The sequence below is a fragment of the Actinoplanes sp. 13 genome (genome assembly GCF_056134165.1).
Map to the genome: position 1 here is coordinate 193757 of NZ_JBVYOQ010000009.1, position 14078 is coordinate 207834.

Sequence of the window (14078 nt, forward strand, 5' to 3'; positions counted from 1 at the left end):
TCTCAGCCCTCCGGGAACAGTCGGGCGTAGTCGGCGTAGCCGGTGGCGACGTCGACCTGGGCCCAGAATCGGTGATAGTTGAACGTCGGCGCGGGGCCGCCCTTGAGGTAGGCGTCGACCTTGCCGAACTCCGGGTCCTGCCGGTAGAAGGACCGGATGTCGAGGAACGAGACGCCCGGCTGGATCACGTCGCCGTTCGGCATCTCGCCGCGCCAGCCCGGCGGGATGTAGATGCCCTGGCCGGTGGACGCGTTGTAGGTGTCGTCCATCCGGTTGTAGTCGGCGCGCGTCTCGGTCACCGACACGCCCTTGTCGTCCTTGTACGCCCAGATCGCGTCGAGCAGCCCCTTGGCGGCCGTCTTCGCCTGCGCGTTGCCGGACTTGGCGGCGTAGTAGGTGAGCAGCTTCGCGAACGAGCCGGCGATGCCGAGGTCCTCACCGTGCGCGGTGACCTCGACGTGCAGGTTGGTGTTCGGCTGCGGGTTCGACGCGTTCCAGGTGTTCGGCGCGCCGGTCCACTCCATCTCGGCGGGGATGCGGAAGCTGTCCGCCTCGATGGTGGTGTTCGCGAGCGCCCACGGCACCCACTTGTCGAGCACCGCCTTGGCCTTGGCGTTGCCGGTCACGTAGTACAGCTCGGCGAGCCGCTCCAGCGACCAGGTCTGCATGCCGAACCAGCGGTTGGACGGCGGGTCCTCGTACACCGGCGCCTCGACGTACGCCAGACCGTAGAAGGTCGGCGTGCCGGCCGGCCGGGCCGAGTAGTTGCCGTTCCAGCTGTTCGTCGCGCCACCGGCGATGGCGCCCTCGGCGGACTGCAGCCACTGGTAGAACTCGAGCTGCCGGTCCAGGCTGGCCTGCCAGTCGGCCTTCGCCGTCGGCGACTTCGGCGTGAAGGCGCTGACGTTGGACAGGATGTACGCCGCCATCGGGTTCTGATATCCGAAGTGGCTGGTGCTGGAGCCGATCCGCCAGGCCCAGCCGGCGTTGGTGTCGTACGCGCCGCCCCAGGCGTAGTACCAGGACATCAGGTTGCTGGACGCGTTCTTGCCGGTGCCCGCCGGGCAGCCGGTCGACGTGCAGCCGGGCTGCTTGAAGTACTTGTCGTAGAACGAGTACCGCAGGTAGTCGCCCATCTTGGCGGCCTTGGCCACGGCGTCCGAGATCTGCGACGCCTTGCCCTGCTGGGTCGCCCAGGTGTACGCCCAGTACGCCACCTGCACGGCGCGGGCGTCCGCGTCCGGCGCGTTGGTGTACTTCCACTGCTTGGCGTAGGACGAGTCCTTGGTGAACAGGTCCAGGTAACCGTTCGGGCCGCCGTGCGCGAACGTGTCGCAGGACGGCTGCGGCACGGTCTCGAAGACGGACTCCTGCGGGCCGCGCTGGAAGGTGTTGATGTAGGCGACCCGGGTGGTGCCGTCGCCGCACTTGCCGAAGCCGTACGTGTTGTCGACGTCGAGCAGCCAGTGCATGCCGTAGATGTCGTCGGTGCCGTACGCCGCCTTCAGCTCCGCCGCCAGCGGGTCGGTGCCGACCGACACACCCTGGTCGAGCTGCGACGGGTACTGCGACGGCTGCGGGTACTCGGCCGCGTAGGTGGCCGGCTTGGCCGGGTTGTAGTTGGCGTTGGTGGGCTGGTCCGCGTGCGACGGGATGATGTACTTCTCCATCGTCGCCCAGGCGTTGTTGAACGGCGCCCAGTCGCCGCTGATCTGCCCGTGCTCGGCCTCCAGCCACAGCCAGTAGCTGAACGCCTCACTGGTGGTCTCGTGGCCGTGGTCGGGCGCCTCGTTGATCAGCGTCTCGATCGAGTGGTACGGCACGCCCTCCGGGCTGAAGTACCCGTTGGCCGGGTTCTTCAGGTCGTTGTAGAGCTGCGTGAACCGGGTGTCGACGGCACCCTCCTCGACCACTGTGACGCCGAGCTGCGCGGCGGTGTGACCGCCGGCGGTGGCCGCGATGGTGGCGGTCGCGCCGACGGCCGCCGAGGCGGACGCGGCGACCGTGACGGCCTGGCCGGTGTTCCAGTTCGCCGGGGTGAAGGTGAGCGTCGCCGGCGTCACGGTGACCGCGGTGCTGCCGGCGGTGCGGGCCACCGCCACGCTGACGTTCGCGGCCGGCGCCTTGCTCAGCGCCAGCTTGAACGAGCCGCTGCGCCCGGGCGAGATCGCCAGGGAGGTGGCGTCGGCGACGATCGACGGGGTGGTCGCCGCGTCCACGAAGACCGGCACGTCGGCGGTGCTGCTCCTGGTGCCGGCGTTGTCGTACGCCACCGCCTGCACGCGGTACGCCGCCGACTGGGCCGGCACGCCGTTCCAGCTGTACGTGTACGGCGCGGTCGTGTCCGAGCCCAGCAGCAGGCCGTCGTGGAAGAACTCGACCCGGCTGATCGTCTGCCCGCTCGACGCGGTCGCGGTGGCCGCGATCGGGATGGTCGCCGGCGCGGTGAAGCGGGTGTTCGCTGCCGGGCTGGTGATCGCCACCGTGGGCACGGCGGCGGTCTGGTTGCAGGCGGTGCCGTTGAGCGTGAACGCGGTCGGCACCGGGTTGGCGGAGCCGAACGTGCCGTTGAAGCCGGTGCCGATCGTGGCGTTGGTGCCGAGGCTGCCGTTCCAGGCGGCGTTGTTCACGGTCACCCGCTGCCCGGTCTGGCTGTAGACGCCACTCCAGCCCTGGGTCGCCTTCTGCGCGGCGTCCGGGAAGTCGAACTCCAGCTTCCAGCTGGTCAGCGGGTCACCGGTGTTCTTGATCTGGATGTCGCCGGTGAAGCCGCCGGTCCACTGGCTCTGCACCTTGTAGACGACGGTGCAGCCGGCCGCGGCATAGGCCGGCGCGCCGGCTGCCATGACCGCGCCGGCGCCGAGGACGGCGACGCCGGTGACGGCCAGCCTGCGTCGCAGGCGATGACGGTCTGGTCTCACGGTGGTCCTTTCCGCAGGCGGTGGCGTCCCTGGTGGAAGGAGTGGGACGCCACCGCCCGGCCTGGGGGAACGGGAGGGAGTTACCGGGTCGTGCAGGTGATCGGGGACGGGACGGGGTTGGTGGTGCCGGTGGTGCTGCCGAGGAACCCGAAGGTCGTGGATGCCCCGGACGCGAGGGCGCCGTTGTAGCCGGCGTTGCCGACGGTCACGGCGGTACCGGCCTGGGACGCGGTGCCGCCCCAGGCCTGGGTGACGGACTGGCCGCCGGTGTAGGTCCAGCCGACGGTCCAGCCGGTGACGGCACGCGATCCGTTGTTCTTGACCGCCACCTCGCCCTGGAAGCCGCCACCCCACTGCCCGGTGACGCGGTAGGTGGCCGTACAGCCGCCGACATCGTTCGAAGGGCTGGGACTGGTGGAAGGTGACGGGCTCGTGGAAGGTGACGGCGGCGACGACGGGGTCGGTGACGACGGTCCGCCGGTCCGGTCCGCGTAGAGGATGCCGCGGCCGTTGGTGCCCAGGTAGACCCGGCCGTAGATCCGCGGGTCACCGGCCAGCGCGTCGCCGGCATTGCCGTACTGATGCCGATCGTCGTTGATCCGGACCCAGGCCGCGCCGTCGTCGTCCGAGCGGAAGACCCCGGCGACGCCGTCCACCGTGCCGACCAGGAACACCGCCGGGCGGGTACGACCGGGCGCGGCCCTGCCGAAGGCGACGTTGATGCCCGACGTCACCGAGGCGACCCTGGTGAACGTGACCCCGGCGTCGGTGGAGCGCAGCAGCCCGGTCTCTCCGGCGAGCCACACCTCGCCCGCGGCGCCCGGCACGGCCGTGAAGCTGACCCGTCCCGCGGTGGGCATGGCGGCCGGCGACGCGGTGAACGTCGCCCCGCCGTCGGTGCTCGTGTAGAACCGGCCTTCGGCGTACCCGTAGAAGATCCTGGGGTTCACCCGGTCCGATTCGACCTCGGCCCCGGCCGGGATGCCGGTCGACGACGTCCATGAGCTGCCGCGGGTGCTCGAGTGGTGCACGCCGGCGCCGGCCGGCGACCAGACCACCGCGTTCGCGTCGGCGCCGACCGCGACCGTGCCGCCACCGGTCACGCCGCCCGGCTCCTGACCCTGGTACCAGCTCTTGCCGCCGTCGTTGGAGACGCCGATGTGCGGTGCCGCGTCGGCGTTGCCGACCCGGACGAAGAACTGCGGGTTCGCCTCGGCGAAGTCGAGACTCGTGTTGCTGCCCAGCGACGGGGTGTCGTGGAAGTTCGCCGGCACCGTGTCGAGGTCGGCGTGGTGGAAGCCGCCGATGTCGCCGAGCGCGCTGACCAGCGGGGGGCCGGTGGGCGGGCTGGCCAGATCGAGGACCGCGGTCTCCTCGAGGCCCCGGGCGAACGGCTTGATGGTGAACGTGGTGTTCCGGTCCCAGTTCGTCAGCCCGGTGGTGCCGTAGACGGTGGCCCCGGTGCCGTAGAGCAGCCGGTCCGAGTCGAACGGGTCGATCGCGAGGGACTCGTTCATCCAGCCCACCTTCGGGCTGTCCTCGGGCGCCTGGGAGGTGCTGTTGAAGTCGAGCCACGGGTTGGCCGAGATGTCCATGGTGTAGCGCTTGGTGCGGCTGGGGTAGCTGCTCCAGTCCCAGATCCGGGTCCAGGTCGCGCCGTGGTCCGTGCTGCGGAAGAAGATCGCGTCCGGCCACCAGGAGATCTGGGTGGCGACCATCAGGGTGCCCGGCCGCTGGGCGTCGACGGTCAGCCCGGAGTACCCGAAGTAGCGGTCGGCGACCGGCATCGGCGAGATGTCGGTCCAGACGCCGGTGGTGGTGTCCAGGCGCGCCACCTGTCCCGCCGCCCCGTCGTACGGCCCGCCGGTGTCACTGGTCGCGATGAACAGGTACCTGCCCTGTACTGCCCCCTTGTGCGCCAGGTACCCGGTCGGCTGCCCGGGGATCCGCTCCCAGGTCGCGCCGGAGTCGAGCGACCGGTAGACCGGGTTCTCCTTGTCCGCGACACCCACGTAGACCGCCGGCGACGCCGGGTCGAAGGTGACCCAGGTGAGCCCCTGGTTCTGGCTCAGGTAACCGTTCGTGTCCGACGGGTCCGCGACATAGTTGCCGGCATTCGGGAAAGTGTTCACCTTGGCCCAGGTGGCGCCGTGGTCGGTGCTGCGCCAGAGCCCGTTTCCACCCTCTGCGGCGAAATAGACGTTCCGGTTGTTCCGCGGGTCGACAGCGAGCCGCTCCCCCATGCCCCGGCCCGGCATGTTGCCGCCCACCTTGAACGGCAGCGCGGTCCGCTGCCAGGTGTTCCCCTTGTCGGTGGAGCGCAGGATGGCGCCGTTGTTCGGGTCCCAGCTGTTCGTGTACATGCCGACCGCGGCGTAGACCCGGCCGGTGTCGACCGGGTCCGGCGCGATGCTGAGAACGCCGTTGTGCCCCCAGTCGCTCTGGCCCACCCAGTCGAGCAGCGGCGTCCAGCTCTGGCCGGCCTGGGTCCAGCGGTACGCGCCACCGATGTCCGTACGGGCGTAGATCAGATCCTTCTCGCCGGGGTTGAAGACGATGCCGGGCACGAAGCCGCCGCCGTCGATCCGCACGTTCTTCCAGGTGTGCGGCTCGGCGGGGGCCGCTGTCGCCGCCGGGGAACCGGTCACGACGGCGACCGCGGTGGCGGCGAGCACCGCAGCGGTGACCGCCGCGCCGCCGGGGTACCTTCGCATCAAGGGCCTTCCATCGATGGGCGTTCATGTGGGAGCGCTCCCAGAAGCGTCGGACTCCGTCATCGCTATGTCAAGAGCCGGAAACTTTCCATTGATAACTCGCGACTTCTAATTGACTACGCAGAGTCACCATGTGGATCATCCTGATGTTCGTCGCCGGACGATTCGGGTAAGCAGCCTTCGCACGGCGGCACAAAGACGCCCATCCAGCGACAAAACGGCGGGGATTCCGCTGTGTATCATTCGGCGGAACACGCAGGCCGACGCCACCGGAACGCCGTCCGGCCGGCCCGCCGAACGCCGGCGGACCGGCTCAGCCGAGCAGCCGGCAGCACGTGGCGTAACCACGGCCGGCGTATCGGCGGAGGAGATTGCATGAAGGTTTGCGTTGTCGGCACCGGCTATGTCGGCCTCACCACCGGCGTCAGCCTCGCCTTCCTGGGCCACGAGGTGACGTGCGTGGACCTCGACCAGGCGAAGGTCGACATGCTGCGGGCCGGGCGCTGTCCGATCTACGAGCCGGGGATGGAGGACCTGCTCGCCGAGGCGGCGGCCAACCTGACCTTCACCACGTCGTACGCGGACGCGGTCCCCGGCGCGGACGTCGTGTTCGTGGCGGTGCAGACCCCGTCCGCCGACGACGGCAGCCCCGACCTGCGTTACCTGCGCAGCGCGGCGGAGAGCGTGGCGCAGTCCCTGGACAACGAGTTCACCGTCGTGGTGAACAAGTCGACGGTGCCGATCGGCAGCGGCAACTGGGTCGACGCCATCCTGCGGGACTCCTTCGAGCAGCGCCCCGGCGCCGGGCAGACCTCCGAGTTCGCGGTCGCGTCCAACCCGGAGTTCCTGCGCGAGGGCAACGCCATCGCGGACACCCTCTACCCGGACCGGATCGTCATCGGCTCGGACAACCCGCGCAGCCTCGAGGTGCTCAACCGCCTCTACCGGCCGATCATCAACCAGACCTTCACCGCGCCGTCGTTCCTGCCGCGCCCGGAGGACGTCAACGCGGTCCCGCTGGTCTCCACCGACCTGGCCTCGGCCGAGCTGATCAAGTACGCGGCCAACGCCTTCCTGGCCCTGAAGATCAGTTACGCCAACGAGATCGGCCAGCTCGCCGCGAAGGTCGGCGCCGACATCACCGAGGTCGCCCGCGGCATGGGTCTCGACCAGCGGATCGGCTCCCGGTTCCTGCAGCCCGGCGTGGGCTGGGGCGGCTCCTGCTTCGGCAAGGACACCAAGGCCCTGATCGCCACCGCCGCCGAGTACAACCTCGAGATGCCGATCGTGAAGGCGGCCCGCGACGTCAACTCGCGGCAGCGCGCCATCGCCGTCGAGCGGCTCCAGGACGAGCTGCGCATCCTGAAGGGCCGCAAGATCGGTCTGCTCGGGCTGGCGTTCAAGCCGAACACCGACGACCTGCGGGACGCGCCCGCCCTGGACATCGCGAACTCGCTGCTCGCCCGCGGCGCGCGGGTCAAGCTGCACGACCCGGTGGCGACCGAGCGGTTCCGTGTCGAGCAGCCGGACCTCGCGATGTACCTGAGCGAGACGATCGACGACCTGTTCGCCGACTGCGACGCCGTCGTGCTTGTCACCGAGTGGGCGCAGTACCTGGAGCTGGACTGGTCAAAGTTCGTCGGCCTGATGCGGACGCCGATCGTGCTGGACGGGCGGCACGTGCTGGACGCCGAGCGGATGCGCCGCCTGGGCTACCGGTACCTCGCGGTCGCCGGCTGACCCGTCGCGATCGTCCTACCGCCGCGGTGGCCCGGAGCCACCGCGGCGGTTTCTTTTACCAGGTGCGGCAGCCGCGGGCTTGACACCAGAAGCACCTTCCCCCGAACGTTAACAAAACCGACTCACCGCACTCGATAAGCCGGTTCAACGCGTGTAAACCGGGGTATAAAGGGTGGGCGTATGCCAGTTACCGAGGGCGCCTTCCACCAATCTTCTTAACCGGTTAAGGTGCTGGGGCGTCGCAGCTATATCGTTACCGACTCGATCACGCGGAAATCATTGCGCAACGTCCCGGTTACCTCTTGACTGTTGGTCAAGAAGCGCTTCGGACGGCGACGTCGTCAAGACGTCGGAGGCGCTATATGACATAGGGAGCGGTATGTTCGGTCACAGTGGGAGTTCGCGATCCCGAGTCGCGCTCGCCGGTGCCCTCAGCGTCGGGCTGGCCTTCAGCCTGACCGCGTGTGGCGGCAGCGACGATTCCGAAGGCGGCGGAACCACCGACAGTTCGGCGGCGGCCATCGACTGCGCGCCGTACACTGCGTTCGGCGACATCAAGGGCAAGACGGTCACGATCTACACCGGCATCGTGACCCCGGAGGACACTCCGCACAAGGATTCCTACAAGCCCTTCGAGCAGTGCACCGGCGCCACCATCAAGTACGAGGGCGACAAGGCCTTCGAGACGCAGATCCTGGTCCGCGCGCAGGCCGGCAACCCGCCGGACGTGGCGTTCGTGCCGCAGCCGGGTCTGCTGCAGCAGCTGGTCGCGACCGGCAAGGCCGTCGAGGCCCCGGCCGAGACCGCCGCGAACGTCGACAAGCACTTCGGCGCCGACTGGAAGTCGTACGGGACGGTCGACGGCAAGTTCTACGCCGCGCCGCTCGGTGCGAACGTGAAGTCCCTGGTGTGGTACTCGCCGAAGGAGTTCACCGACGGCGGCTACACCGTCCCCACCACGCTCGACGAGCTGAAGGCCCTCACCGACAAGATGGTGGCCGACGGCAAGAAGCCGTGGTGCGCGGGCATCAGCAGCGGTGAGGCGACCGGCTGGCCGCTCACCGACTGGATGGAAGACATGATGCTCCGCCTGTCCGGGGCGGAGACCTACGACAAGTGGGTCAAGCACGAGATCCCGTTCAACGGCCCCGAGGGCACCGCGGCGCTCGACGCCGTCGGCCAGTACCTGAAGAACGACGCGTACGTGAACGGTGGCCTCGGCGACGTCAAGAGCATCGCCAGCACCACCTTCCAGGACGCCGGCCTGCCGATCCTGGAGGGCACCTGCTCGCTGCACCGCCAGGCGAGCTTCTACGCGGCGAACTTCCCGTCCGGCACGAACATCGCCGAGGACGGCGACATCTTCGCCTTCTACCTGCCGGGCAAGGACACCACCACCAAGCCGGTCCTCGGCGGTGGCGAGTTCGTGCTGGCGTTCGCCGACCGGCCCGAGGTCAAGGCGTTCCAGACCTACCTGTCCAGCGACACCTGGGCCAACGCCAAGGCCAAGCTGTCGTCCGGCTGGGTGAGCGCCAACAAGGGCCTGGACGTCAACAACCTGAAGAACCCGATCGACAAGCTGTCGGCGGAGATCCTGCTCGACCCGAACTCGCAGTTCCGCTTCGACGGCTCGGACATGATGCCCGCCGCGGTCGGCTCCAACGCGTTCTGGAAGCAGACCACGAACTGGATCACCGGCCAGGACACCAAGACGACGGTGGACAACATCGAGAAGGCTTGGCCGCAGTAATGCGATAGCACCACCGCGGGGCCGGTCGGGATAGCCCGACCGGCCCCTAGCAGTCTCAGCAATCTTGCCTTTCACTGGTCTTCTCGCGTTTGGAAACCGCCCTAGGAGGAACGGGCAGAGTGTTCACCACCGCCTCCACCACCTCAGACAAGCTGCTGCAGATGATTGCAGCGATCTTGCTGTTCGCCGCCACCGTCGGCGTCATCCTGTTCATCGCCGGCCGTTTCGCCGGTAAGCGGGACAAGGCCGTCGCCTACCTCTACCTGGCCCCGGTCGTGCTCATGCTCGGCGTGGGCCTGCTCTACCCCGGCCTGCGCACCATCTACCAGTCGTTCTTCGACGCCGCGGGCACCGCGTTCATCGGGATCGACAACTACAAGACCATCTTCACCGACGACGAGCAGCTCGTCGTCCTGCGCAACACCGCGTTCTGGGTGCTGCTGACGCCGTTCCTGGCGACCGGCGTCGGCCTGCTCTACGCGATCCTGGTGGACAAGGCGCGGGTCGAGTCCCTCGCCAAGGCCCTGATCTTCCTGCCGATGTCGATCTCGTTCGTGGCGGCCTCGGTGATCTGGAAGTTCATGTACGAGTTCCGCCCCGACCAGGGCAACGTGAAGCAGATCGGCCTGGTCAACCAGTTCATCGTCTGGGCCGGCGGCAAACCGGTCCAGCTGCTGATCGAGTCACCGCTGAACACGTTCCTGCTGATCGTGGTGATGATCTGGATCCAGGCCGGCTTCGCGATGACCGTGCTGTCGGCGGCCATCAAGGCGATCCCGGACGACATCGTGGAAGCTGCCCGCCTCGACGGCGTCACCCCCCTGGGCATGTTCCGCTTCGTCACCCTGCCCGCGATCCGCCCGGCCGTCGTCGTCGTCCTGACGACCATCGCGATCGGCACGCTCAAGGTCTTCGACATCGTGCAGACGATGACCGGTGGCCGTTTCGACACGAGCGTGATCGCCAACGAGTTCTACAGCCAGAGTTTCCGCAGCGCGAACACCGGCCTCGGCGCCGCGCTCGCGGTGGTGCTGTTCGTCCTCGTGATCCCGATCGTCATCTACAACATCCGGCAGCTTCGCCGTTCGGAGGCGTGATGACCACCGCAACCCCTGTCGTCGCCACCACCGTGTCCAAGGAGCCCATCGGCAAGGTCTCCGCGGCGGCGAAGGCGAAGAAGAAGCTCACCTCTCCCTGGGCGTCGCTGGCCGCGCTCGTCATCGCGACGCTCTGGACGTTGCCGACGTTCGGCCTGCTGATCTCCTCGTTCCGCGAGGAGCGGGCGATCAAGACGACCGGCTGGTGGACGGCGTTCACCAACCCCCAGTGGACGCTCGACAACTACCGGGCGGTCTTCGACCCGGACGCGATCAACCTGGCCGACTTCTTCCTGAACTCGCTGGTGATCACGCTCCCTGCGGTGATCATCCCGCTGTGCCTGGCGTCGCTGGCGGCCTACGCGTTCGCGTGGATGAACTTCCCCGGGAAGAACTTCCTGTTCATCGCGATCTTCGCGCTGCAGATCGTCCCGCTGCAGGTCACCCTGATCCCGCTGCTGTCGCTCTACGTCGACATGGGCATCGCCAACACGTTCTGGACGTTGTGGCTCTCCCACTCGGCGTTCGCGCTGCCGCTGGCGATCTACATCCTGCACAACTTCATCAAGGAAGTGCCGTCCAGCCTCATCGAGGCCGCCCGCATGGACGGCGCCGGCCACGTGGCGATCTTCTTCCGGGTGCTGCTCCCTCTGCTCACCCCGGCCCTCGCCGCGTTCGGCATCTTCCAGTTCCTCTGGGTGTGGAACGATCTGCTGGTCTCGCTGACCTTCGCCGGAAGCCCGGAGATCTCCCCGATCACCGTCCAGCTCGCGAACCTCAGCGGCACCCGCGGCACGGCCTGGCACCTGCTCTCCGCGGGCGCCTTCGTCTCCATCATCGTGCCGGTCACGGTCTTCCTGCTCCTCCAGCGCTATTTCGTCCGCGGCCTGCTCGCCGGCAGCGTGAAGGGCTAGCACCGGGCGAGCGTCAGCTCACCGCAGTCGAGGGCCGCACCCGCCAGGGGTGCGGCCCTCGCCGTTTCCCCACCCCACCGCTCTCCGACCTCGCCGCTCCCCATCGCTCCCTGACCTGGCCGCTTCCCTTGCCGCTTTCCCGCGCCGCCGCCCCGCCGCTTTCCCGCCCCGCCGCTTCCCGCAGCCCGCTCCTCGGCGGTGGCGGCTCGCTCCCAGCGCTGTCCCCTGGTGTCTGGGCCGCGGTGGAGGACGGGTGGTCGCCTAGCGCGGTCGCGGGTCGGACAGGGGGCGGAATGTGCGGGCGACGAGCAGGAGGCTGAGCGTCAGGAGGGCGGCAGGCAGCGCGTAGGAGGCGCCCACCGCGAGCGCCAAGTCGTCCCGCACCGACGCGCGGGCGGCCGGGCTCAGGGCCAGCATCTCGGCCACTCCCCCGGCGCCGGGCATGCGGGCGGCAACCGCGGTGCTGAGGGTGACGGCCACGACGGCGCCGCCCATCGCGGCGGCCAGCTGCTGAGCCAGTGCCAGCAGCGTGGTGCCCCTCGGGGTCTCGGCGTCGTTCAGGTCGCGCAGGGCGTACGTCATCGTCGGCATGATGGTGGCGCCGGAGCCGGCGCTGAGCAAAGCCGCCGCCGTGATGATCCAGGGATAGCCGGCGCCGGTCACGGTCGTGACCAGCAGGCCGAGGCCGCCGGTTGCCGCTGCTGCTGTGCCGGTGAGGACGACGCGGCGGGCCGGGACCCGGTCGACCAGGCGGGTGGCTGTCTGCGCGACCACGCCCACGGCTACCGCGCCCGGCAGTGCGAGCAGGCCTACCAGGGTGGCGGGGTCGCCGTTCACGCCCTGGACGTAGAGCGGCAGCACCGCCATCGACCCGAAGTAGGCCGCGCCGAAGCACACCAGCACCGCCACCCCGGCCCGGAACGGCGCGTGCCGCAGCAACCGCAGGTCGACGAGCGGCTCGGCGACCCGCCGCGCCCGCCGGACGAAGGCGACCAGCATCAACACCCCCGCCGCGAGCACCGCACCCGCCTGCCAGGAGACGCCGCCGGGGCGATCGAGCAGCGTACCGCCCAGGACGACCAGCACCGCACCGCCGGAGAGCTGCGCGAGCCCGGCCCAGTCGACCCCCGCCGCCGCCGCGGACGAAGCTCGCGCGGAGGAAGTAGGCGCGGGGCCGCCCGATTCTGGAGCTGCGGGCGCGGGAGCTGTCTCGTCCCGGGGCAGGACGCGGGCGCAGACCAGCAGGGCCAGCGCGCCGAGCGGTACGTTGATCAGGAAGATCCAGCGCCAGGAGGTCGCTTCGACCAGCCAGCCGCCGAGCAGGGGGCCCAGCGCCGGGCCGATCAGCAGCGGCAGGACCAGCATGCTCATCAGGCGGCCGCGCTGATCACGGGGTGCGGCGCGCAGGCCGATGGCTTGGCCGACCGGGTTGAGCAGGCCGCCGCCGAGCCCTTGGAGGAACCGGAAGACGGCCAGCGACACCGCGCCCCGGGCCAGGCCGGCCAGCGCCGAGAAGAGCGTGAAGGCGATCAGCGCGGTGAGGTAGACGCGGCGGGCGCCGAAGCGGGCCGACGTCCAGCCGGCGAGTGGGATGACCGCGACGATGCCGAGCAGGTAGCCGGTGGTGACCCACTGGACGGCGGCCAGCGGAGCGTCGAGCCCGGCGACGACGGCCGGGACGGCGACGACGGTGACCGTGGTGTCGACGACGACCATCAGTCCGCCGAGGGCGAGGGTGAGACCGATCCGGCGCACGCCCGCCGCGTCGGGCGGCGGGTCGGGCGTGGCCGGATCGAACGTGGGCAGATCGGGCGTGGCTGGGTCGTACGCCGGTGAGTTCGTCATCGGCGGGCGTAGGGGCGCTCGTGGCGGGCGGCCCGCAGTACGGTGGCCCACCAGGTCAGCTCGTGCAGGGCGTCGCTGAACGCGGCCGTGACGTCCGGCGGCGGGTTGAAGCCGCCGGGGCCGAGATGGTCCCAGGGCCGTGGCAGGCCGACGACGCGCCGGGTGGTGACCATGTTGAGTTCGGCCAGGACGCCGCGGAGGTGCTCGGTGGCCAGCAGGCCGCCGTGCACGCCGTAGGAGAGCACGGTGGCGGGCTTGAACATCCACTCGCGGTAATGCCAGTCGATCAGGCGTTTCAGGCTGGCCGGATAGCTGTGGTTGTACTCCGGCGTGACAAGGATGAACGCGTCGGCGGCGGCGATCCGGCCGGCGACCGGGGAGCCGGAGCTGCCGCCGGGCCGCAACTGGTCGTCGCCGGGCAGCCCGGAGTCGGCACAGTCGATCAGGTCGACCTCGGCGGACGGGCCGGCGGCCCGGAAGGCGGCCCACTCGGCGAGAGCACGGCTCATGCGCTGCTCGCGGACGCTGCCGGCGATCACCGCGAGGCGCAGCGGGTGGTCACCGGCGTGGCCGGGCGCGGCGGGGACGGCGGGAGACGTGGAAACGGTCATGCGGCCAGACTCGGCCTTCAACATATGTTGAAGTCAAGCGCCCGGTGGGGGCAGGATGGCCGGATGACCGTGACAGTGAGCCCGACCCACACGCTGACCGTCGGTGAGGTCGCGGCCGCCAGTGGGGTGGCGTCCTCGGCGGTCCGGTTCTACGAGCAGCACGGGGTGATCCGGGCCGAGCGCACCGCCGGTGACCAGCGGCGTTTCGACCAGGGCGCGGTGTGCCGGATCCGGGTCGCCAAGCTGGCGCAGCGGGTGGGCCTGACCGTCCGGGAGATCGCCGACGTCTTCGCCGGCCTGCCGGACGACCCACAGCCGGAGGACTGGGGCCGGATCGCCGAATTCCTGGTCGCTGAGGCCGAGGCCCGCACCGCCGCGCTCAAGGCCGCCCTGAGCGACATGCGCTCCGGCACCCGCCTCTGCGAGATCCCACCCAGCGTGGGGACTTCCGGTTAGAAACGCACCCGAACTTCACACACTGCGGGC

The 14078-nt window shown here is 69.7% G+C and carries 9 protein-coding genes; 5 read left to right on the plus strand and 4 right to left on the minus strand.

What is annotated here, in order from left to right:
- Window positions 1–2: 2 nt before the first annotated feature.
- Together AC0NH5_RS20480 and AC0NH5_RS20485 are read right to left on the minus strand one after the other, a co-directional pair.
- Entirely contained in the window at window positions 3–2846 is a 2844-nt protein-coding gene (locus AC0NH5_RS20480; RefSeq protein ID WP_474406214.1) for a glycoside hydrolase family 48 protein, read from the minus strand.
- Between the two features lie 155 nt (window positions 2847–3001).
- Window positions 3002–5635, minus strand: coding sequence for a cellulose binding domain-containing protein (locus tag AC0NH5_RS20485; protein ID WP_474406104.1), 2634 nt, complete (start codon window positions 5633–5635; stop codon window positions 3002–3004).
- A 375-nt stretch (window positions 5636–6010) separates the two neighbouring features.
- On the opposite strand from AC0NH5_RS20485, the gene AC0NH5_RS20490 reads away from it, so the two are divergent.
- The 4 genes from AC0NH5_RS20490 to AC0NH5_RS20505 all read left to right on the plus strand — a co-directional run bounded on the left by AC0NH5_RS20490 (window position 6011) and on the right by AC0NH5_RS20505 (window position 11136).
- A complete protein-coding gene (locus AC0NH5_RS20490; protein ID WP_474406105.1) occupies window positions 6011–7375 on the plus strand; it encodes a UDP-glucose dehydrogenase family protein in 1365 nt (454 codons plus the stop codon).
- A gap of 379 nt (window positions 7376–7754) precedes the next feature.
- A complete protein-coding gene (locus tag AC0NH5_RS20495) occupies window positions 7755–9125 on the plus strand; it encodes an ABC transporter substrate-binding protein (protein WP_474406107.1) in 1371 nt (456 codons plus the stop codon).
- A gap of 161 nt (window positions 9126–9286) precedes the next feature.
- Window positions 9287–10222, plus strand: coding sequence for a carbohydrate ABC transporter permease (locus AC0NH5_RS20500; RefSeq protein ID WP_474406110.1), 936 nt, complete (start codon window positions 9287–9289; stop codon window positions 10220–10222).
- Window positions 10222–11136 (plus strand): carbohydrate ABC transporter permease, encoded by a 915-nt coding sequence (locus tag AC0NH5_RS20505; protein ID WP_474406112.1) that lies wholly within the window; start codon window positions 10222–10224, stop codon window positions 11134–11136. The genes AC0NH5_RS20500 and AC0NH5_RS20505 overlap by 1 nt, the downstream gene beginning before the upstream one ends.
- 261 nt (window positions 11137–11397) lie before the next feature.
- On the opposite strand, the gene AC0NH5_RS20510 is transcribed toward AC0NH5_RS20505, so the two are convergent.
- Entirely contained in the window at window positions 11398–12981 is a 1584-nt protein-coding gene (locus AC0NH5_RS20510) for an MFS transporter (protein ID WP_474406114.1), read from the minus strand.
- On the minus strand, window positions 12978–13592 hold the full coding sequence (locus tag AC0NH5_RS20515; RefSeq protein ID WP_474406117.1) for an NADPH-dependent FMN reductase: 615 nt from the start codon (window positions 13590–13592) through the stop codon (window positions 12978–12980). Before AC0NH5_RS20515 ends, AC0NH5_RS20510 begins: the two co-directional genes overlap by 4 nt.
- Before the next feature lie 63 nt (window positions 13593–13655).
- Here AC0NH5_RS20515 and AC0NH5_RS20520 point away from each other — a divergent pair, with 63 nt between their 5' ends.
- Complete coding sequence (locus AC0NH5_RS20520) at window positions 13656–14048, plus strand: MerR family transcriptional regulator (protein ID WP_474406120.1); 393 nt, start codon at window positions 13656–13658, stop codon at window positions 14046–14048.
- Window positions 14049–14078 lie beyond the last annotated feature (30 nt).